The sequence below is a fragment of the Pseudomonas sp. LG1D9 genome, assembly GCF_002949995.1.
Taxonomy (GTDB): domain Bacteria; phylum Pseudomonadota; class Gammaproteobacteria; order Pseudomonadales; family Pseudomonadaceae; genus Aquipseudomonas; species Aquipseudomonas proteolytica.
In genome coordinates this window covers 2,351,839-2,372,333 of record NZ_CP026881.1, presented here as the reverse complement: position 1 = coordinate 2,372,333, position 20,495 = coordinate 2,351,839, and the positions used below count along the sequence as shown (strand labels likewise).

Here is a 20,495-nt window from a genome sequence, read left to right as displayed (position 1 = left end):
AGAGGGAACCCACCTGCCCATGATCCATATCCCCAAAGCGGAATACACCCGCCGCCGCAAGGCGCTCATGGCGCAGATGGAACCCAACAGCATCGCGATCCTGCCGGCCGCCGCCGTGGCGATCCGCAATCGTGATGTCGAGCACGTGTACCGCCAGGACAGCGACTTCCAGTACCTGAGCGGCTTCCCCGAGCCCGAAGCGGTGATTGTGCTGATGCCTGGGCGCATTCACGGCGAATACGTGCTGTTCTGCCGCGAACGCAATGCCGAGCGCGAATTATGGGACGGCCTGCGCGCCGGCACCGAAGGCGCGATTCGCGAATACGGTGCCGACGATGCCTTCCCGATCACCGATATCGACGACATCCTGCCCGGCCTCATCGAAGGCCGGGACCGGGTGTACTCGGCCATGGGCAGCAATGCCGAATTCGACCGGCACCTGATGGAATGGATCAACGTGATCCGCTCCAAGGCGCACCTCGGTGCGCAGCCGCCGAACGAATTCGTTGCCCTGGATCATCTGCTGCACGACATGCGCCTGTATAAATCCGCCGCAGAAGTGAAGGTGATGCGCGAAGCTGCGCGGATTTCCTGCGCCGCCCATATCCGGGCGATGCAGGCCAGCCGTGCCGGGTTGCATGAGTTCAGCCTGGAAGCCGAGCTGGACTACGAGTTCCGCCGGGGCGGGGCGAAGATGCCGGCCTATGGCTCCATCGTCGCTTCGGGGCGCAACAGTTGCATCCTGCACTACCAGCAGAATGACGCGCTGCTCAAGGACGGCGACCTGGTATTGATCGACGCCGGTTGCGAAATCGACTGCTATGCCAGCGATATCACCCGCACCTGGCCGGTCAATGGCAAGTTTTCCGCCGAGCAGAAGGCGATCTACGACATTGTGCTGGCCTCCCAGGAAGCCGCCTTTGCGCAGATCGCGCCGAACAAGCATTGGAACCAGGCCCACGAGGCGACCGTGCAAGTCATCACCGCCGGGCTGGTGAAGTTGGGCTTGTTGCAGGGTGATGTGGATGAGCTGATCGCCAGCGAAGCCTACAAGGCGTTCTATATGCACCGCGCCGGGCATTGGCTGGGCATGGATGTGCATGATGTCGGCGAGTACAAGGTCGGCGGCGAATGGCGGGTGCTGGAAGTGGGCATGGCCCTGACCGTGGAGCCGGGCATCTACATTGCCCCGGACAACCAGAACGTGGCAAAGAAATGGCGTGGCATAGGCGTGCGCATCGAGGATGACGTGGTGGTGACCAAGCAAGGCTGTGAAATTCTGACCGGTGGCGTGCCCAAGGGCGTGGCCGAGATCGAAGCACTGATGGCGGCCGCCCGATGAGCCGGGTCAACCTGGCCATTATCGGCGGCGGGCTGGTGGGCGCCAGCCTGGCGCTGGCGTTGCAGGCCGGGGCCAAGGCCCGGGGCTGGAAGATCGTGCTGATCGAACCCTTTGCTCCCGGCGACAGCTATCAGCCGAGCTACGACGCCCGCTCTTCGGCGCTGTCCTTTGGTGCGCGGCAGATCTACCAACGCCTGGGCGTATGGCAGGACATTTCCCGGCGTGCCGAGCCGATCAAGCAAATCCATGTTTCCGATCGTGGCCGCTTCTCTACCGCACGCTTGTCGGCGCTGGAAGAAGGCGTGCCGGCGCTGGGCTATGTGGTGGAAAACGCCTGGCTCGGGCAGTGCCTGTGGCAAGGCCTGGACAAAGACGTGATCAGTTGGCGCTGCCCGGCAGAAGTCAGCCGCATGGAGCCGCTGGCCGACGGCTACCGCCTGACCCTCAACGATGAAACCGTCATCGAATGCGACCTGGCGGTATTGGCCGATGGCGGCCGCTCCGGGCTGCGCGAGCAGTTGGGCATTGGCGTCAAGCAACGGCCTTACAACCAGAGCGCCCTGATCGCCAACATCACCCCCAGCGAAGCCCACAACGGCGAGGCGTTCGAGCGTTTCACCGACGAAGGCCCGATGGCCTTGCTGCCACTGGCGGACAACCGTTGCGCGCTGGTCTGGACCCGTGTCGGCATGGATGCCCAGCGCTTGGCGCAGTTGGATGAGCGCAGCTTCCTCAGTGAATTGCAGGGTGTGTTCGGCTACCGCCTGGGCACCTTGAAACAGGTCGGCGCGCGTCACTTGTATCCGCTGACGCTGGTGGAGGCCGAGGAGCAGGTGCGCTCGCACCTGGTGATCCTCGGCAACGCGGCCCACAGCCTGCACCCGATTGCCGGCCAGGGCTTCAACCTGTCCCTGCGTGATGCCTATGCGTTGGCCGAGGCCTTGCTGGCCGGGCCGGCGGTGCCGGGCGACCTGGCGACCTTGCAGGCTTACCGCGAACGCCAGCGCCTGGATCAGCAGATGACCGTGGGCTTCTCTGATCAGGTCACCCGCCTGTTCGGCAGCGGCCAGCCACTGGTCGCCATGGGCCGTAACCTCGGCCTGCTGGGCCTGGACCTGTTGCCGCCGGCCAAGCGCTGGTTCGCCCGGCAGGCCATGGGCCTGGGTACGCGTCCAGATGCGTAAGTGGCTGATCGGGCGCCTGGGCAAGGCGCGGTTGTTGCGTTGGGTCATGACCTTGTACCCGCCGTATCTGGGGGCGGGGGTCAGCGTGCAGCACATGAGCGCTGACTTTCGCCATGTGAAGGTGCGGATGGGGCTGGGCTGGTACAACCGCAACTATGTCGGTACGCAGTTTGGCGGCAGCCTGTATTCGATGGTCGACCCGTTCTACATGCTGATGCTGATGGAGAACCTGGGGCGCGACTACATCGTCTGGGACAAAGCGGCGAGCATCGATTTCATCTCGCCGGGCAAAGGCCCGGTATTTGCCGAGTTCTCCATCGACCAGGCCTTGCTGGATGAGGTGCTGCGGCAGACCGAGGACGGCGATAAATACTTGCCGCGCCTCCAAGTGCAGATTCACGATGGCTCCGGCACCCTGGTGGCGCGAGTCGACAAAACCCTTTACGTGCGGCGCAAGCCGCCAGCGAAGCAGGCATAAAGCATGGACATGCGCGCAGATGTGCTGATTGTCGGGGCCGGAATGGTCGGAAGCGCCTTGGCGCTGGCGTTGCAAGGCAGTGGCCTGCAAGTGCTGCTGCTCGACGGTAGCCCGTTGAGCGTCAAGCCATTTGATGCCGACGCTCCGTTTGAACCACGGGTGAGCGCCTTGTCGGCTGCCAGCCAGCGCATCCTCGAACGCCTGGGCGTGTGGGACGGCATCGCCAGCCGCCGCGCCAGCCCCTACGGCGAGATGCAGGTGTGGGATGGCAGCGGCACCGGGCAGATCCACTTTTCGGCGGCCAGTGTGCATGCCGAGGTGTTGGGGCATATCGTCGAAAACCGCGTGGTCCAGGACGCCTTGCTCGACCGCCTGCACGACTGCGACCTGGGCCTGCTGGCCAATGCGCGCCTGGAACAGATGCGCCGCTCCGGCGATGACTGGCTGCTGACCCTCGCTGATGGCCGCACCCTGCGCGCGCCGTTGGTGATCGCGGCCGACGGCGCCAACTCGGCGGTGCGCCGCCTGACGGGCACTGCCACCCGCGAATGGGATTACCTGCACAACGCCATTGTCACCAGCGTGCGCAGCAGCCAACCGCACCAGCGCACGGCCTGGCAGCGCTTTACCGACCATGGCCCGCTGGCGTTCCTGCCGCTGGTGCGCGATGGCCAGGAAGACTGGTGTTCGATCGTCTGGTCGACCACACCGAGCGAGTCCGAACGCTTGATGGCCCTGGACGACGAAAGCTTCTGCCGCGAGCTGGAGCGCGCTTTTGAAGGCCGTCTGGGCAGCGTGGTCAGTGCCGACCCACGCCTGTGCGTGCCACTGCGCCAGCGCCACGCCAAGCGCTACGTCGCCGAAGGCCTGGCCCTGATTGGCGATGCCGCCCACGTTATCCACCCATTGGCGGGGCAGGGCGTGAACCTGGGCTTCCTCGACGCCGCGGTGTTGGCCGAGGTGTTGTTGCAGGCGTCCGAGCGCGGTGAGCGCTTGGCGGATGTGAAGGTGCTCAGTCGCTACGAGCGCCGGCGTATGCCCCACAACCTGGCGCTGATGGCGGCGATGGAGGGCTTTGAACGGTTGTTCCAGGCTGACCAACTGCCGTTGCGCTGGTTGCGCAATGCCGGGTTGAAGATGGTCGACCAGATGCCCGAGGCCAAGGCGGTATTTGTGCGCCAGGCATTGGGATTGACTGGGGATCTACCGGAACTGGCCAAAGCCTGAGGCCGGTTGCCGCACCCCGTAAGCCAATCACGCAACATCTCGTAACGCCTCCACCCAGTGTTCGGTTGAGATGCTAAATGTGAGTCCTTATCATTTGCGCTCACTTTTCCTACGAGAGACCGCACCTATGTTGGCACCCAAGCGCCTCCTGACTGCCCTGGCACTCACCCTTATCGCCAGCACCACCGTCCAGGCGGCTGACGAAGTGGTGGTCTACTCCTCTCGTATCGACGAGTTGATCAAGCCGGTGTTCGATGCCTACACCAAGAAAACCGGTGTACAGGTGAAGTTCATCACCGACAAGGAAGCGCCGCTGATGCAGCGCATCAAGGCCGAAGGCCAGAACGCCACCGCCGACCTGCTGTTGACCGTCGATGGCGGCAACCTCTGGCAAGCCGAGCAGATGGGCATTTTGCAGCCGTTCACCTCCAAGGTGATCGACGCCAACATCCCTGCGCAATATCGCGCTTCAAGCCATGCCTGGACCGGCTTGAGCCTGCGGGCGCGGACCATCGCCTACTCCACCGACCGTGTGAAACCGGGTGAGTTGACCACCTACGAAGCCCTGGCCGACAAGCAATGGGAAGGCCGCCTGTGCCTACGCACCGCGAAGAAGGTTTATAACCAGTCGCTGACCGCCACCCTGATCGAGACCCATGGCGCGGACAAGACCGAGGAGATCATCAAGGGCTGGGTCAACAACCTGTCCACCGACGTGTTCTCCGATGACATCGCCGTATTGCAGGCAATCAATGCCGGGCAGTGCGATGTGGGCATCGTCAATACCTACTACTACGGGCGCCTGCACAAGCAGGATCCGAAGCTGGCCGTGAAACTGTTCTGGCCTAACCAGGGCGACCGTGGCGTGCACGTCAACCTGTCGGGCATTGGCCTGACCAAATACGCCCCGCACCCGGACGCCGCCAAGGCCCTGGTGGAATGGATGACTACGCCTGAAGCGCAGAAGATCTTTGCCGACGTCAACCAGGAGTTCCCGGCCAACCCGGCGGTCGAGCCTTCGGCTGAAGTGGCGAGCTGGGGCAAGTTCAAGGCTGACACCTTGCCGGTGGAAGTCGCGGGCAAGCGCCAGGCCGAGGCGATTCGCCTGATGGATCGCGCAGGCTGGAACTGAGTACAATTTGTAAGGCTTCACAAATCTAATGTGGGAGCTGGCTTGTGTGGGAGCTGGCTTGCCTGCGATAGCATCACCCCGGTATCGCTGATACACCGAGGTGTCTGCATCGCAGGCAAGCCAGCTCCTACACAAGCCCGCTCCCACAGTGGTTTGTGTATGTCTCCAAATCATCCACTGCTTGGGAATTTCTTTTGGCCCACCCCGCCCAACGCCGCTGGTACCTGCCGGTCTTCACTGTCGCTGCCCTGGTGCTGCTGCCGCTGAGTGTCCTGCTGCTGTCCTGGCAAAGCATTGACACGCAAATCTGGTCGCACCTGTGGGACACCCAGATGCCGCGCCTGCTGGGCAACACCTTGACCCTGGTGTTGGGGGTCGGGGTTGGCGTAACGGTGTTGGGCGTGAGCCTGGCCTGGCTGACCAGCCTCTGTGAATTCCCCGGCCGGCGCTGGCTGGACTGGGCGTTGATGCTGCCGTTTGCCATCCCGGCGTATGTCCTGGCGTTTGTCTTCGTGGGCCTGCTGGATTTCTCCGGGCCGGTGCAGACCCTGCTGCGTGAGTGGTTCGGCACAGGCCTGCGCTTGCCGCGCGTGCGCTCCACCAGTGGCGTGATCATCGTGTTGGTGCTGGTGTTCTATCCCTACGTCTACCTGCTGGCGCGCACCGCCTTTCTGGCGCAGGGCAAGGGCTTGATGGAAGCGGCGCGGGTGCTGGGCCAATCACCCTGGCAGGCATTCTGGCGGGTGGCCCTGCCCATGGCGCGCCCGGCCATCGGCGCCGGCGTGGCCCTGGCGCTGATGGAAACCCTGGCGGATTTCGGCGCGGTGTCGGTGTTTAACTTCGACACCTTCACCACCGCCATCTACAAGACCTGGTACGGCTTTTTCAGCCTGTCCAGCGCCGCGCAACTGGCAAGCCTGTTGCTGTTGGTGGTGATGCTGGTGCTCTACGGCGAGCGCCGGGCTCGTGGCGCCAGCCGCCCGAGCAACGAGCGGCCACGGGGCAAGGCGCTGTATCACCTGCATGGGTTCAAAGCCGCCGCCGCGACTGGCTGGTGCGCCCTGGTGTTTGCCTGCGCGTTTGTCATTCCGATGATCCAACTGCTGGCCTGGTTCTGGCAGCGCGGGCGTTTCGACCTCGACGAACGTTACACCGGGCTGATCGTACATACCCTTTACCTGGGCGGCATGGCCGCGCTGATCACCGTCAGCGTGGCGCTGCTGCTGGCGTTTGCCAATCGCCTGGCGCCGACCCGGGCCATCCGCTCCGGGGTGAGCCTGGGTAACCTGGGCTACGCCTTGCCGGGTTCGGTATTGGCGGTGTCGATCATGTTGGCGTTCAGCTATCTGGATCGCGAGTTAGTGATTCCGCTTTCCAGCTGGTTGGGAGGCGCGGGCAAGCCTTTGCTGCTCGGCAGCCTGTCGGCCCTGGTGATGGCTTATCTGGTGCGCTTCCTGGCCGTGGCCTATGGCCCGCTGGAAAACAGCCTGGCGCGCATCCGCCCATCCTTGCCGGAAGCAGCGCGTAGCCTGGGGGTCAGTGGGCCACGACTGTTTTGCAAAGTGTATCTGCCGCTTTTGCTACCAGGCACCTTGAGTGCAGCCTTGCTGGTATTTGTCGATGTACTCAAGGAAATGCCCGCGACCCTGCTGATGCGCCCATTCGGCTGGGATACCCTGGCCGTGCGCATTTTCGAGATGACCAGCGAAGGCGAGTGGGCGCGTGCCTCCTTGCCTGCACTGACCCTGGTATTGGTCGGCCTGTTGCCGGTCATCGGCTTGATCCGACGTTCGGCGCGACGAATCGGTTAGGTGCCAGTCCTACGGCTTGAGGCTACAATGCGCGGCATTCGGTGCGGCCCGTCTTTCGGGCAGGGTGGCTGATTGTGGCTGCAGGCCTTGTATTTCAAGGTGTGTAGCCCGAACGGCGACCGTCCGCACCTTCGCCACGCCCGGAAGGAGAAACCCATGGGACAGCGTACGCCTCTGTATGACCTGCATCTCGCCCTCGGCGCGAAAATGGTCGATTTTGGCGGTTGGGATATGCCTCTGCACTACGGCTCGCAAGTCGAGGAGCACCATCAGGTGCGCCGTGACTGTGGGGTGTTTGATGTTTCCCACATGACCGTGATCGACATCTCGGGCCATCAGGCCAGGGAGTGGCTACAGTACCTGCTGGCCAATGATGTCGGTCGTTTGCATGGCTGCGGCCATGCGCTGTACAGCGCCATGCTCAACGAGCAGGGCGGGGTGGTGGACGACATGATTGTCTACCGCACCGAAGACGGTTACCGGCTGGTGGTCAACGCGGCCACCCGCGACCAGGATATCGCCTGGATGCAGGCCCAGCTGGGCAGCTACCAAGTGATGATGCGTGAGCGCCCGGACCTGGCCATGCTGGCTATCCAGGGGCCCCAGGCCCGACACAAGATTGCCGAACTGGTCACCCAGTCTCGTGGCGTGTTGATCCACCAGCTCAAGCCCTTCGAGGGCCGTGCCGACGGCGACTGGTTCATCGCGCGCACGGGCTATACCGGCGAAGATGGCCTGGAAATCGTCCTGCCCGCCGACCAGGCCCCGGGTTTTTTCAACGACCTGGTCGGGGCAGGCATCTCGCCCATCGGCCTGGGCGCGCGCGACACCCTGCGCCTGGAGGCCGGCATGAACCTTTACGGCCAGGATATCCACCTGAATGTGTCCCCTCTGGCCGCCAATATGGCCTGGAGCATCGCCTGGGAACCCGCCAGCCGCGCGTTCATCGGGCGTGCGGCCCTGGAAGCCGAGCGTGAGGCTGGGGTTCAGCTCAAACTGGTGGGTCTGGTGCTGGAGGAGCGTGGGGTTTTACGCGCTCACCAGGTGGTTCGTATCGCCGATGTTGGCGAAGGAGAGATCACCAGTGGTAGTTTCTCTCCTACGCTGAGTAAGTCCATTGCCCTGGCGCGTGTACCGATGGCAACCGCCGACCGCGCCGAGGTTGAGATTCGCGGCAAATGGTACCCGGTGCGAGTGGTCAAGCCGACCTTCGTGCGCCATGGCAAAACCTTGATCTAACCTTTTCCGGCAGGCCAATGGCTGCTGACATTTCTTTTGAGGACACAGACTATGAGCAATATCCCTGCCGAACTGCGTTTTGCCGAAAGCCACGAATGGGCCCGCCTGGAAGCTGATGGCTCGGTGACTGTCGGGATCTCCGATCACGCCCAGGAAGCACTGGGTGATGTGGTCTTCGTTGAGTTGGCTGAAGTGGGCAAGGTATTTGCTGCAGGCGACGCAGCGGGCGTCGTGGAATCAGTGAAGGCTGCTTCGGATATTTACTCTCCAGTGTCGGGTGAAGTGATTGCGGTCAACGAGGATCTGACAGATGCCCCTGAGTCGCTCAACGACAAGCCGTATGAGGCGTGGATCTTCAAGGTCAAGCCAAGCAATACCGCCGAACTGGAAAAACTGCTGGATGCCGCCGGCTACAAGGCTGCCATCGGCGAGTAACACCCCCCTGTGTAGGAGCCGGCAAGCCGGCTCCTACAACAAAGGTCAGGGCTTGAGCACCTGCTTCACCGCCGCAACCGCGCGCTCTACATCCGCCTTGGTCATCGCCGTAAACATCGGCAACGACACAATCAAACGCCCGACTCGTTCTGCCACCGGGAACATGCCTTCCTTGAACCCCTGTGCCCGGTACAAACTCAGCAGATGGATCGGCGGGTAGTGATAGCCAATGCCCACGCCCTGGGCCTGCATCTGCTCCATGAACGTGGCGCGGGCTGGCAGGCCATCCTGGCGCTCGGGCAGTACCAGCTGGAACAAGTGCCAGTTGCTGTTTTCGAAGTCGGCAGGTGGCAACTGCGCGCCGTATGTCGCCTCGAAATCGCTGCCAAAACACTCGAAGTAATGCCGGGCCAGGGCCTGTCGATGGGCAGTGATCTGCTCGATGTTGGCAAATTGGCCCAGGCCAACCGCCGCGGCGACATCGGTCATGTTGAACTTGCCGCCCAGCACATCCACATCCAGGCCATCGAAGCCGCTGCGAGTCACGCCTTGCAGCCGGTACTTTTCCGCCAGGCGTGCTTCTTCGGCGTTGTTCAACACCAGGCAGCCACCTTCGCAAGAGGTGATGTTCTTGTTTGCCTGGAAGCTGAACGAGACAAAATCCCCGGTGGCGCCGATCCTCTGGCCATCCCAGCTGGCCCCGAGCGCCTGTGCGGCATCTTCGACGACACGCAGCCCGTACTTGTTGGCCAGGGCGTAGAGCATCGGCATGTCCAGCGGCAGGCCGGCCAGGTACACCGGGATAATCGCCTTGGTACGCGGTGTGATAGCGGCTTCCAGTTGGACCAGGTCAATATTGCGGGTCACGGGGTCGATATCGGCAAACACAGGCGTGGCGCCCACCTCCAGAATCACGTTGGCGGTCGCCACCCAGGAAATCGGTGTGGTGATCACCTCATCCCCTTGGCCAACCCCGGCGATGCGCAGGGCAATTTCCATGGTGCAGGTGCCGGAGTTGAAGGTGCGCACCGGCCGTCCACCAAAGTACTCCGATAGCTGTGCTTCGAACGCCTGCACCTTTGGCCCGCTGGTGATCCAGCCCGAGCGCAACACATCACCGACCGCCGCAATGGTGGCTTCGTCAATGCTGGGTTTTGAAAACGGCAGGAAAGGCAGTTGGCTCATGATGTTGAAGGTACCCGCAGGAGAAAGACCAAGAATAAAAACTCTAATCAACCCCGGCATCGTCGCACGGGGCAACTGAATATAGCCTGTCGCCTGTAAACGTATCGTCGAAAAACAGGCAAAAAAAAGCCGCTCTAAAGCGGCTTTTTCACGCACCGGATTTACTCGGCAGCAACTGCGTTTTTCGCCAGGATGGCGTTGGCCAACTCCATATCGGTGGCTTTCAGGTCTGGATTGTCTGCCCGCACTTTCTGCATGGCGGCTTCCAGGTATGGGCCACGGATACCGCCGTCACTGGCGACGAAGCTGCCGGCGTCGTCCTGGGCGGCGACGACCAGCTTGTGGTCCTTGAAGGTCAGGTACGTCGAGCCGGTGGTGGCGCCCGATGAGATGACATTACGCCAGAAGCTGTCGGCCATGGCCGATCCAACTGGGAGGGAAAGCACGGCGAGGGTGGCGACAGCATATTTGAGACGCATGATGGGTGACTCCGACTGGGTTATCTGAACAGTTTGATTGTAGATAACCCGGTCGAGTTCCGTGGCTGACTAAACAGTTTCAATGCGCATAATCACGCCATCCTGGCCAATCACCCGTACTTGAGCCCCTACAGGTGCGTCAGGCCCGGTGACCATCCATACGCCATCGCCGACCTTGATTTTGCCCCGCCCGTCGATAATCGCCTGATGCACCACAAAGGTGCGGCCAATCAGCTCCGAACCGCGCATGTTCAGGCCTGGCTGGTCGCTGGCCTTGGCGCTGCTGCGCTGGCGCTTCCACCAGTACACCGCCGTCAGGATGGACAGCACCGCAAACAGCAGCAGTTGCAGCTCCAGCCCAAGCCCCGGGATCAGGAACTTGAGCACTCCCACGGCCGCTGCCGCGATCCCCATCCACAGCAGATAACCGCCGGCACCAAACACTTCAAGAATCAGCAGCACCGTGCCCAGCGCCAGCCAATCCCAGAACGACAGGTGTTGCAGGAATTCCCACATGGTGCGGGCCTCAGGCTTTCTTGTTGTCGAAGGTGGCCTTGACGATTTCGCCGATGCCTCCCACTGCGCCAATGACCTGGCTGGCTTCCAGCGGCATCAGGATGACTTTGCTGTTGTTGGCCGAAGCCAGCTTGCCCAGGGCGTCGATGTACTTCTGTGCGACAAAGTAGTTGATGGCTTGCACGTTACCGGTGGCGATCGCTTCCGATACCACCTGCGTGGCACGGGCCTCTGCCTCGGCCTGACGTTCACGGGCCTCGGATTCAAGGAATGCGGCCTGGCGACCACCTTCAGCCTCGAGGATCTGCGCCTGCTTCTTGCCTTCGGCGGTCAGGATGGCGGAGGCGCGCAGGCCTTCGGCTTCGAGGATCTGGGCACGCTTGATACGCTCGGCTTTCATCTGGCCGGACATGGCGGCCATCAGGTCGGCGGGCGGGCTGATGTCCTTGATCTCGATACGGGTGATCTTGATGCCCCAAGGTGCGGTGGCTTCATCGACCGTGCGCAGCAGCTTCTCGTTGATGCCGTCGCGCTGGCTGAGCATGGCATCCAGTTCCATCGAGCCGAGCACCGTACGGATGTTGGTTTGCAGCAGATTGCGGATCGCATGTTCGAGGTTGTTGACCTCATAGGCTGCCTGGGCGGTGTTCACCACCTGGAAGAAACACACCGCGTCGATCTGCACTGTGGCGTTATCGGCGGTGATCACTTCCTGGGGCGGAATATCCAGCACGCTTTCCATCACGTTGATCTTGCGCCCGATGCGGTCCATCACAGGAATGATGATATTCAGGCCAGGCTTGAGCGTGTTGGTGTAGCGGCCGAAGCGTTCCACGGTCCACTGGTAGCCCTGGGGCACGACCTTGAAACCCATGAACAGGATGGCGATGGCCAAGCCTACGAAGAGGAGAAGCACTGTTCCGATCTGCATAACGATTCCTTGTCTGGTGGTGGCGGTGACGCAAAGTCTGTCGATTGTAACGGGCTTGCCGCAGATAAGAACGGTTTACTCGTTCGCTGGTGTGACCCGTAGCACTTCCTCCAGTGTGGTCAGCCCCGCAGCCACCTTGTGCGCACCTGCCAGACGCAGGCTGTGCATGCCGCCCTTGAGCGCTTCGCGGCGCAGTGCCTGCAAGTCGGTGTCGGCACTGACCAGGGCCCTGGCCCCGTCATTCATCAGCATGATTTCGTAGACCCCGATACGCCCGCGATAGCCGCTTTCGCGGCACTCTACGCAGCCATTGGCGCGGTAGACGCTGGCGGGTGGTGCCACGCAAGACTGGGTAGCGCTGTGCCAAGCGTCCTGGTTCAACGTCGTCGGGCTTTTACAGTGTGGGCACAACCGCCGCACCAGGCGCTGGGCCATGACCCCAAGCAAAGTGGCCTTGATCAAGTAATGGGGAATGCCCAGTTCCAGCAGGCGGCTTATCGCGCTGGGAGCGTCGTTGGTGTGCAGGGTCGACAGTACCAGATGACCGGTCAAGGCCGCCTGGATCGCCATTTCAGCGGTTTCCAGGTCGCGGATCTCGCCGATCATGATGATGTCCGGGTCTTGGCGCATGAGCGCGCGGATGCCGCTGGCGAAGGTCAGGTCGATATTGTGCTGGACCTGCATCTGGTTGAAGGCCGGCTCCACCATCTCGATGGGGTCTTCCACCGTGCACAGGTTCACCGTGCGGGAAGCCAGTTGCCGCAGGGTGGTATAGAGGGTGCTGGTCTTGCCTGACCCGGTGGGGCCGGTGACCAGGATGATGCCGTTGGCCTGGGCGGTCATGTGCTGCCAGCGCTGCAGGTCATCGGCCGACAGCCCCAGTTGCTGGAAATCCTGGAGCAGCACCTGGGGATCGAAAATCCGCATCACCAGCTTCTCGCCGAAGGCCGTGGGCAGGGTCGAAAGACGCAACTCCACTTCGATACCCGTGGGCGTCTTGGTCTTGACCCGGCCATCCTGGGGCTTGCGCTTTTCGGCGACATTCATCCGCCCGAGGCTTTTCAGGCGGCTGACCACGGCGGTCGTGACCTGGGGCGGAAACTGATAGACATCGTGCAGTAAACCGTCGATACGGAAGCGCACGCGGCCCTGGTCGCCGCCCGGTTCGATATGGATATCGCTGGCGCGCTGGCCGAAGGCAAATTGCAGCAGCCAGTCGACAATATTGACGATATGCGCGTCGTTGGCGTCGGGCTCCTGATCGCCGGCCCCGAGGTTGAGCAACTGCTCGGCAGGGGGCGCCGCGGGGTTGGTCTGGTCGGCCCCGCTGACCGACCTGGCCAGCCGGAAGAACTCCTGGGTACAACTGCGGATCGCCTGGGGGTTGGCCACCACGCGCTTGATCGAGCGCTTCAACACATGAGCTAGCCCCGCTTCCCACTCGCGCAGGTAGGGTTCGGCGCTGGCCACCGTCACGCTGTCGCGATCCAGGGCGACGGCGAGGATATGGTGGCGCTGGGCGAAGGCATGGGACATCAGCGGCACCACGCTCGCCACATCGATTTTCAGTGGGTCGATGCGCAGATAGGGCTGGTCTACATGACTGGCGAGCCATTGGGTCAGCCGCTCCAGTGATAGCGCCAGGCCGGGCCGCGCGGGGTCGGGCAGTGACTGGCCGGCGAGAAACTCCAGCGGGTGCAGGCCATTGGCCGGAGTGCGCCGCAGGCGTTCGGCCAGGGCAGTGTCGATCAAGCCATGGGCGGTGAGGGCGGGCAGCAGTTCGTCGAGGCAAAGCCTGCGATCCTGGCGTTGTGGCGCAACGGGCATGGCGGTTTCCTGGGCGGTTTCATGCGGTAGCGCCAAGGCTAGTTCCATCCTGGTCGCTGTCGCCCAGAGGGTTATTGCCGGTTTTTACTGAGCCATCGCTTGTACGGTCTGCAACCTTGTGGATTCAACAGGTTGCAGCTCCAGCGAGCACACGCTGATCAGGTTACGAAGTTTTTCACCGATCACCTGGGCGCGGTGCCAGCTCAGGCCGTCCATCACTACGTCGATGTTCAGCAGGTCATCGTCGCGTGTCACGTTCACCTGTTGCGGCACGAGGAACTGCAAAGCGAAGTAGTTCAGGATCCGGCACAGCACATCGGGCTCGGCTTCGGCGAGGATCTGGTAGCGCGCCTGGCAATGGCTATTGCTGACTGCCCAGGCATCGACGCGGGTGGGGCTGGCTGGGACTGAATGCATGGCCGTTCTCCAAATTTGACTGGAGAAATTTTTACATGAGCTGTGGGGTATTTCTTATCTATGTTTGAGTGATATGCCTTATAAATGAATAGCACAATTCGAGCGTACGGGATTAAAGGGTATTTTTATGCACAGTGAGTTGGACGTCTACGACCGCCGGATCCTGGCACTGCTGCAGGAAGACGCGTCACTCTCCAGCGCGCAGATTGCCGAACAGGTCGGTCTGTCGCAGTCGCCTTGCTGGCGGCGGATCCAGCGGCTCAAGGAAGAGGGGGTGATTCGCGCCCAGGTGACGTTGCTCGACCGCAAGAAGATTGGCCTCAACACGCAGATTTTTGCCGAGGTCAAACTCAACGCCCACGGGCGGTCCAACTTCACGGAGTTCACCGAGGCGATCCGCGGGTTCCCGGAGGTGCTGGAGTGTTATGTGCTGATGGGGGCGGTGGATTTTCTGTTGCGCATTGTCACCTCGGATATCGAGGCGTATGAGCGGTTTTTCTTTGAGAAGTTGTCGATGGTGCCGGGGATACAGGAGGTCAACTCGATTGTGGCGTTGTCGGAAATCAAGTCGACCACCAGCCTGCCAGTGTTGCGCTGAGCGGCGGCTTGTGGCAACCGGGCTTGTCGTGGCGAGCGGGCTTGCCCCGCGCTGGGCTGCGTAGCAGCCCCAAAACCTGTCGCCTCGGTCCACCTGAAAAAAATCAGTTGGTCTTGGTTGGTTGGGGCTGCTACGCAGCCCAGCGCGGGGCAAGCCCGCTCGCCACGACAAGCCTGTTCCACAAGAGGTCGGCTTGCCACAACAAACCTGGGGGCGCTTACAGACGCAGCAAAGTCTTCCACGCACGATTCTGATACACCGCAATCACCTGATGCATCCGCGCATCCAGCGATTCGTCGGTGATTGGCAGGTTGGCCAGGGCCGCCAACTTGTTCAGCTCACCGTACAGACGATCCAGCTCCGGGATTTCCAGCAGGTGCCGGGCATGGTGCAGCCAAGCCTGCAGACGCTCGATGCGCGGCAGTTGCTCGGCGAGGTCTTCGGGCTGTTGCTGGTAGCGCGGCAGGCGCAGGGCGACGGCTTCGTCGGCCAGCAGGCGCGGCAGCCAGTTGGCGACCTGGGCGGCGCCCTGGCGGTTGCCGCGCACGTTGCGGTCCTGGGTCCAGGTGCGGGCCAGCAGCCAGCGCGAAGTGTTCAGTGAGAACAGGCCCCAGCGCACGTCGGTCAATTCTTCGAGGAACTGTTCCGGCGCGGCCTTGCGCACGTCTTCATCGTCTTCACCGGCCTGGACCAGTGGGCGCCAGTCTTCCAGCAGGGCGTCGAGGGCGCTGCGCAGTTCGCTGGTGGATTGACGTGGTGCGGCCTGGCCGAGGCTACCGATCAGGGCGCGCATTTCGGCGAGGTTTTCTACCCAGTCCTGCAACAGGCGCCAGTGGCCGTTGAAACGGTACTGCTCGGCCAGGCGCTGGCTGCTGCCCAGCAGGTGCCAGGTCAGCGCGGCGAAGACGTCATCCAAAGGCATTTGTGGTTGCAGTTGTGGGGCCGGCAGGCTCAGGGAGTAGCTGCTGGCGTCGAACAGGCGGTAGCCGCGCTCGGCCTTGCTGATATCGCACGGCATCAGCGCCAGGGTTTGGGCCAGTTCGGCAGCCAGTTCCAGCAGGGCGGCGGGTTCGCCTTCGCGCAATTCCAGTTCCAGCTCGCAGATTTCTTCCTTCTGCTTGCCGGCAATCACATGGCCCAGGTCCAGGGCGGCTTCGATCACCACCTTGGCCTTGCCACGGCCCCAGGCGATCTCGGCACGTTCGCGCACGAAGTCGGTGGTGAAAATTGGCTTGAGGGTCTTTTTGTCCAGCTCGGCCAATTGCTCGGGCCAGCATTCGCCGTCGAGTTTCTTCACGTCGAGCTTGGCTTTGGGCAGTTTCCAGTCGTATTCATTACGTTCCGACAAGCCGGCAACGCTGTGGCCGCGGGTCTTGAGGGTCTGGATCACTTCGTCGCCATCCTTGCGCAGGCGCAGGGCAACCTTGGCCTGGGCCAGGTCGCGCTCGGGGGTGTCGAAGTACTGATTCATCAACTCACGGCGTTCCCAGCCACTTTTGTTGCGTTTTTTCAGGAGCGGGTGCTCACGCAGCGCAGCGAGGGTCTCGCGGCTGACGCGGAGCTTGATTTCGGTTTCTTTTTGCATGGCCGGAACATCCAGGATCGGGAGTGCAGCCGGGGGAAAATGTGGCTGCCAAGGTCGTGCAGTGTACAGGACTGAGCCCGGCAACGTGCCGCAACGGGTTTATTGTGCAGCGCAGATGGTTCTATGATGGGTTTCATCTGTGGAAGTTGAGAGACAGCGCATGCCTTTACCGTCCATGAAAGAACAATTTGCCGCTCTGATTGCTGCGCCCTCTGTCAGTTGTACCCAAGCGTCTCTCGACCAGACCAACCGCCCAGTGATCGATCTGCTCGCCACCTGGCTTGGCGACCTGGGCTTTGCCTGCGAGATCCAGCAGGTCAGCCCTGGCAAGTTCAACCTGCTGGCCAGCTTCGGCAGCGGGCCCGGCGGCCTGGTGCTGGCGGGGCATAGCGATACCGTGCCGTACGATGAAGCGCTATGGCAGACCGATCCTTTGAAGTTGACGGAAGTGGACGGGCGCTGGGTAGGACTGGGTAGCTGCGACATGAAAGGCTTTTTCGCGCTGGCCATCGAAGCGGTCCTGCCGCTGCTCGACCAACCGTTCAAGCAGCCGCTGTTGATCCTTGCCACCTGTGATGAAGAAAGCTCCATGGCCGGCGCCCGCGCGCTGGCTGCGGCCGGTCGCCCGCTGGGGCGGGCTGCGGTGATTGGCGAGCCCACGGGCCTCAAGCCGATCCGCCTGCACAAGGGCGTGATGATGGAACGTATCGACATCCTCGGGCGCAGTGGTCACTCGTCAGACCCAAGCCTGGGCCACAGCGCCCTCGAAGCCATGCATGACGCCATGGGCGAACTGCGCGGCCTGCGCCTGGCATGGCAGCGGGAGTATCGCAACCCACAGTTCAGCGTGCCCCAGCCCACCTTGAATTTTGGCTGCATCCACGGCGGCGACAACCCCAACCGCATCTGCGGCCAATGCTCCCTGGAATTCGACCTGCGGCCCTTGCCCGGCATGGATCCGCAGGTGCTGCGCGACGCCATCCAGCAGAAACTGCGGCCCATCGCCGAACGCCATCAGGTGCAGATCGACTATGCGCCGCTGTTCCCCGAAGTGCCGCCTTTCGAGCAGCCTGAAGATGCCGAGCTGGTGCGGGTCGCGGAACGATTGACCGGCCATCGTGCCGAAGCAGTAGCGTTCGGCACTGAAGCGCCTTATCTTCAGCGCCTTGGTTGTGAAACCCTGGTGCTCGGCCCTGGGGATATTGCCTGCGCCCACCAGCCGGGCGAGTACCTTGAAATGTCACGCTTGACGCCTACAGTGCGTCTATTGCGGGAATTGATTGAACACTACTGCCTCAAACCTGCATAAATTAACCCCATTGCATCCCGTACTTAGAAGGAGAGCGAGCGTGTCGCCAAGCCTGTTCCGACGATAACCATCAGCCCGCTGTGCGTTTAGCGATTCATTCTTTTTTTGGCTGCTTTTTATAACAGGCCCAGGTTTATGCCCGAATACGTCAATTGGCTTCGTCACGCTTCGCCTTACATCAATGCCCACCGTGACTGCACCTTTGTGGTCATGCTGCCGGGCGACGGTGTGGATCATCCCAACTTCGGCAACATCGTCCACGACCTGGTGCTGCTGCACAGCCTCGGCGTGCGCCTGGTGCTGGTGCATGGTTCGCGCCCGCAAATCGAAACCCGCCTCGCCGCTCGCGGCCTGACCCCGCATTACCACGATGGCATGCGCATCACCGATGCCGCGACCCTGGAGTGCGTGATCGACGCGGTCGGCCACTTGCGTATTGCTATCGAAGCACGACTGTCCATGGACATGGCGTCCTCGCCAATGCAGGGCTCGCGCCTGCGGGTAGCCAGTGGCAACCTGGTGACCGCACGGCCGATCGGCGTGCTGGACGGTATCGATTACCACCATACCGGCGAAGTGCGCCGGGTCGACCGCAAGGGCATCAACCGCCTGCTGGACGAACGCTCCATCGTCGTACTGTCGCCATTGGGCTATTCGCCGACCGGGGAGATTTTCAACCTGGCCTGTGAAGACGTCGCCACCCGCGCCGCCATCGACCTGGGCGCCGACAAGCTGCTGTTGTTTGGCGCCGACCTGGGCCTGATCGACGAAAACGGCCGACTGGTGCGCGAGCTGCGTCCGCAGCAAGTACCGGCGCACCTGCAACGCCTGGGCAACAACTACCAGGCCGAACTGCTGGATGCGGCGGCCGAGGCCTGTCGTGGGGGCGTGGGGCGCAGCCATATCGTCAGTTATGTCGAAGACGGTGCGCTGTTGACCGAACTCTTTACCCGGGACGGCGGCGGTACGCTGGTGGCCCAGGAGCAGTTCGAACTGGTGCGGGAGGCGGCGATTGAAGACGTCGGCGGCCTGCTGGACCTGATCAGCCCACTGGAAGAGCAGGGCATTTTGGTGCGCCGTTCGCGGGAAGTGCTGGAGCGGGAAATCGAACAGTTCAGCGTGGTGGAGCGCGAAGGCATGATCATCGCGTGCGCCGCGCTGTACCCCATTGCCGACTCGGAGGCGGGTGAGCTGGCGTGCCTGGCGGTCAATCCGGAGTATCGCCATGGCGGCCGTGGTGATGAGCTGCTCGAGCGCATCGAAACCCGCGCCCGCACCCAAGGCTTGAAGACCCTGTTCGTGCTGACGACCCGTACCGCCCACTGGTTCCGCGAGCGCGGCTTTGTGCCAAGCAGCGTGGATCGCCTGCCGTCGGCGCGGGCTTCGCTGTACAACTTTCAGCGTAATTCGAAGATCTTCGAGAAGACCCTGTAAACACGGTATTCGGTACACCCAATACCTAATGTGGGAGCGGGCTTGCTCGCGAAGGCAGTGTGTCAGTCAGCACATTTATTGACTGGCACACCGCCTTCGCGAGCAAGCCCGCTCCCACATTCTTTGTCCGGGTTTATTCTTTGATGAATTTTCCGGTCACGTAGACTGAATAGTCCGGTAGCACTGTCTCTACTTTCCCTTGTTCCTTGAGAAACTTCGCCGTATCTCCAATGGCCTTGGCTGTCCCACCATTAAGCAAGGCGTCGGTTTGCTGCGCCCGGGCATCGGGGAAGGTGCTGCCTTCCAGCAGTTCGGGAATATCTGCGGCGTTTGCGCCGGTCAACCTGGCGATCTTCTGCACCGGCGCCGAATCCACCGTCCAACTGGCTTTATGGGCCGCATACTCGGCAAACGAATCCAGGGTGACCTTGGCAAACTTGGCCACCACCTCAGGATGCTTCTCGGCAAAATCCTTGCGCGCCACCCACACCTCGAACGTCGGCGCGCCCCATTGGCCGACCTGGGCAGCATCGGTGAGGATCTTGCCGGTCTTGCGGATTTCCCCCAGGGCCGGCGACCAGACAAACGCGCCGTCGATATCCCCGCGTTTCCAGGCTGCGGCAATTTCGCCTGGTTGCAGGTTCACCACTTTGACCTGCTTTGTGTCCAGGCCCCAGTGTTTCAAGGCCCCGAGCAGGCTGTAGTGGGATGTGGAGACAAAAGGTGTGGCGATGGTTTTGCCGATCAGGTCCTTGGGTGCGTCAATGTGACTGTCGTTGCGCACTACCAAAGCTTCAGAACTATTGATCTGGGCCGATACGATGAACGCTACGATGGGTAGGTTACGGGATGCGGCGGCCGCCAACGGGCTGGAGCCGAGGTTGCCGATCTGCACATCGCCGGAGGCAATCGCGGTGACCACTTGCGGGCCGCTGTTGAAGCGGCGCCAGTCGATCTGCTGGCCGATGACTTGCTCATAAACACCGTCGGCCTGGGGCACTTTGCTGGGGTCAATCCCGGTTTGGTAACCGATGGTGAGATTGGCTGCTTGCACGCCAAAAGAAAGTGTAAGCGATAGTAAAACTGTAACAAATTGACTAGAGGATGCGCGTTTGGCCATGATGGCGTCGCCTTTTTGATCGTGAGTGACGTGTGCGAGATTTTGCTCACACTAAACGATCTAAAAAATGGCCAATAAATACCCTTTAGGAATTAGCTTATGGAGCGATACCCCGCTGCGGGATCGTCGCATCATGGAAAGTGTTATTCCTGAATAGTATGAAAAAGGATGAAATAATTCTTTTTGGGTGTATGAAAAACTCATTACCCTGCAGGGACCAAATCAACTGCGGTTAGACGAAGGTAG

The 20,495-nt window shown here is 61.8% G+C and carries 19 protein-coding genes; 11 read left to right on the top strand and 8 right to left on the bottom strand.

Features of this window, described 5'->3' with window-relative positions:
• Window positions 1-19 precede the first annotated feature (19 nt).
• The 8 genes from pepP (at window position 20) to gcvH (ending at window position 8,848) form a co-directional block, all read left to right on the top strand.
• The gene (gene pepP / locus C5F71_RS11450) at window positions 20-1,342 is read left to right on the top strand and encodes a Xaa-Pro aminopeptidase (protein WP_029289518.1); all 1,323 of its coding nucleotides are present in this window, start codon (window positions 20-22) and stop codon (window positions 1,340-1,342) included.
• Window positions 1,339-2,526 (top strand): 2-octaprenyl-6-methoxyphenyl hydroxylase, encoded by a 1,188-nt coding sequence (gene ubiH / locus C5F71_RS11445; protein ID WP_029289515.1) that lies wholly within the window; start codon window positions 1,339-1,341, stop codon window positions 2,524-2,526. Before pepP ends, ubiH begins: the two co-directional genes overlap by 4 nt.
• The gene (locus C5F71_RS11440; protein WP_104911160.1) at window positions 2,519-3,004 is read left to right on the top strand and encodes a DUF4442 domain-containing protein; all 486 of its coding nucleotides are present in this window, start codon (window positions 2,519-2,521) and stop codon (window positions 3,002-3,004) included. The genes ubiH and C5F71_RS11440 overlap by 8 nt, the downstream gene beginning before the upstream one ends.
• A 9-nt stretch (window positions 3,005-3,013) precedes the next feature.
• Window positions 3,014-4,231, top strand: a complete 1,218-nt coding sequence (locus tag C5F71_RS11435) for a 2-octaprenyl-3-methyl-6-methoxy-1,4-benzoquinol hydroxylase (protein WP_169991599.1) — start codon at window positions 3,014-3,016, stop codon at window positions 4,229-4,231.
• Window positions 4,232-4,358: 127 nt separating this feature from the next.
• Window positions 4,359-5,363, top strand: coding sequence for an extracellular solute-binding protein (locus tag C5F71_RS11430; protein ID WP_029289509.1), 1,005 nt, complete (start codon window positions 4,359-4,361; stop codon window positions 5,361-5,363).
• Between the two features lie 194 nt (window positions 5,364-5,557).
• Window positions 5,558-7,174, top strand: coding sequence for an iron ABC transporter permease (locus C5F71_RS11425; RefSeq protein WP_070994014.1), 1,617 nt, complete (start codon window positions 5,558-5,560; stop codon window positions 7,172-7,174).
• Between the two features lie 156 nt (window positions 7,175-7,330).
• A complete protein-coding gene (gene gcvT / locus C5F71_RS11420; protein ID WP_092231261.1) occupies window positions 7,331-8,413 on the top strand; it encodes a glycine cleavage system aminomethyltransferase GcvT in 1,083 nt (360 codons plus the stop codon).
• 51 nt (window positions 8,414-8,464) lie between these two features.
• A complete protein-coding gene (gcvH, locus tag C5F71_RS11415; protein WP_092231258.1) occupies window positions 8,465-8,848 on the top strand; it encodes a glycine cleavage system protein GcvH in 384 nt (127 codons plus the stop codon).
• A 45-nt stretch (window positions 8,849-8,893) separates the two neighbouring features.
• On the opposite strand, the gene C5F71_RS11410 is transcribed toward gcvH, so the two are convergent.
• From C5F71_RS11410 to C5F71_RS11385, 6 genes are all read right to left on the bottom strand, one after another.
• Window positions 8,894-10,033, bottom strand: coding sequence for a DegT/DnrJ/EryC1/StrS aminotransferase family protein (locus C5F71_RS11410; RefSeq protein ID WP_104911158.1), 1,140 nt, complete (start codon window positions 10,031-10,033; stop codon window positions 8,894-8,896).
• A 161-nt stretch (window positions 10,034-10,194) separates the two neighbouring features.
• Window positions 10,195-10,512: a DUF2388 domain-containing protein gene (locus tag C5F71_RS11405; RefSeq protein WP_104911157.1), complete on the bottom strand. Its 318-nt coding sequence runs from the start codon at window positions 10,510-10,512 to the stop codon at window positions 10,195-10,197.
• 69 nt (window positions 10,513-10,581) lie between these two features.
• Window positions 10,582-11,028 carry an NfeD family protein gene (locus tag C5F71_RS11400; RefSeq protein ID WP_029289497.1) on the bottom strand — a complete coding sequence of 149 codons (447 nt, stop codon included), beginning with the start codon at window positions 11,026-11,028 and terminating at the stop codon, window positions 10,582-10,584.
• A gap of 10 nt (window positions 11,029-11,038) precedes the next feature.
• Complete coding sequence (locus C5F71_RS11395) at window positions 11,039-11,959, bottom strand: SPFH domain-containing protein (protein ID WP_027608388.1); 921 nt, start codon at window positions 11,957-11,959, stop codon at window positions 11,039-11,041.
• A gap of 75 nt (window positions 11,960-12,034) precedes the next feature.
• Window positions 12,035-13,786, bottom strand: a complete 1,752-nt coding sequence (locus tag C5F71_RS11390) for a GspE/PulE family protein (protein ID WP_104912614.1) — start codon at window positions 13,784-13,786, stop codon at window positions 12,035-12,037.
• Between the two features lie 84 nt (window positions 13,787-13,870).
• Window positions 13,871-14,203, bottom strand: coding sequence for a hypothetical protein (locus C5F71_RS11385; RefSeq protein ID WP_029289492.1), 333 nt, complete (start codon window positions 14,201-14,203; stop codon window positions 13,871-13,873).
• A gap of 127 nt (window positions 14,204-14,330) precedes the next feature.
• On the opposite strand from C5F71_RS11385, the gene C5F71_RS11380 reads away from it, so the two are divergent.
• Window positions 14,331-14,801, top strand: a complete 471-nt coding sequence (locus C5F71_RS11380) for an Lrp/AsnC family transcriptional regulator (RefSeq protein ID WP_029289490.1) — start codon at window positions 14,331-14,333, stop codon at window positions 14,799-14,801.
• 217 nt (window positions 14,802-15,018) lie between these two features.
• On the opposite strand, the gene C5F71_RS11375 is transcribed toward C5F71_RS11380, so the two are convergent.
• On the bottom strand, window positions 15,019-16,386 hold the full coding sequence (locus tag C5F71_RS11375) for an inorganic triphosphatase (RefSeq protein WP_070994010.1): 1,368 nt from the start codon (window positions 16,384-16,386) through the stop codon (window positions 15,019-15,021).
• Between the two features lie 160 nt (window positions 16,387-16,546).
• Here C5F71_RS11375 and argE point away from each other — a divergent pair, with 160 nt between their 5' ends.
• Window positions 16,547-17,695: an acetylornithine deacetylase gene (argE, locus tag C5F71_RS11370; protein ID WP_029289486.1), complete on the top strand. Its 1,149-nt coding sequence runs from the start codon at window positions 16,547-16,549 to the stop codon at window positions 17,693-17,695.
• Between the two features lie 135 nt (window positions 17,696-17,830).
• Window positions 17,831-19,129, top strand: coding sequence for an amino-acid N-acetyltransferase (gene argA, locus C5F71_RS11365; RefSeq protein WP_029289484.1), 1,299 nt, complete (start codon window positions 17,831-17,833; stop codon window positions 19,127-19,129).
• Between the two features lie 133 nt (window positions 19,130-19,262).
• Here the strand turns inward: argA and tauA are convergent, their stop codons facing one another.
• Window positions 19,263-20,249 carry a taurine ABC transporter substrate-binding protein gene (tauA, locus tag C5F71_RS11360; protein WP_104911156.1) on the bottom strand — a complete coding sequence of 329 codons (987 nt, stop codon included), beginning with the start codon at window positions 20,247-20,249 and terminating at the stop codon, window positions 19,263-19,265.
• Window positions 20,250-20,495: the final 246 nt, after the last annotated feature.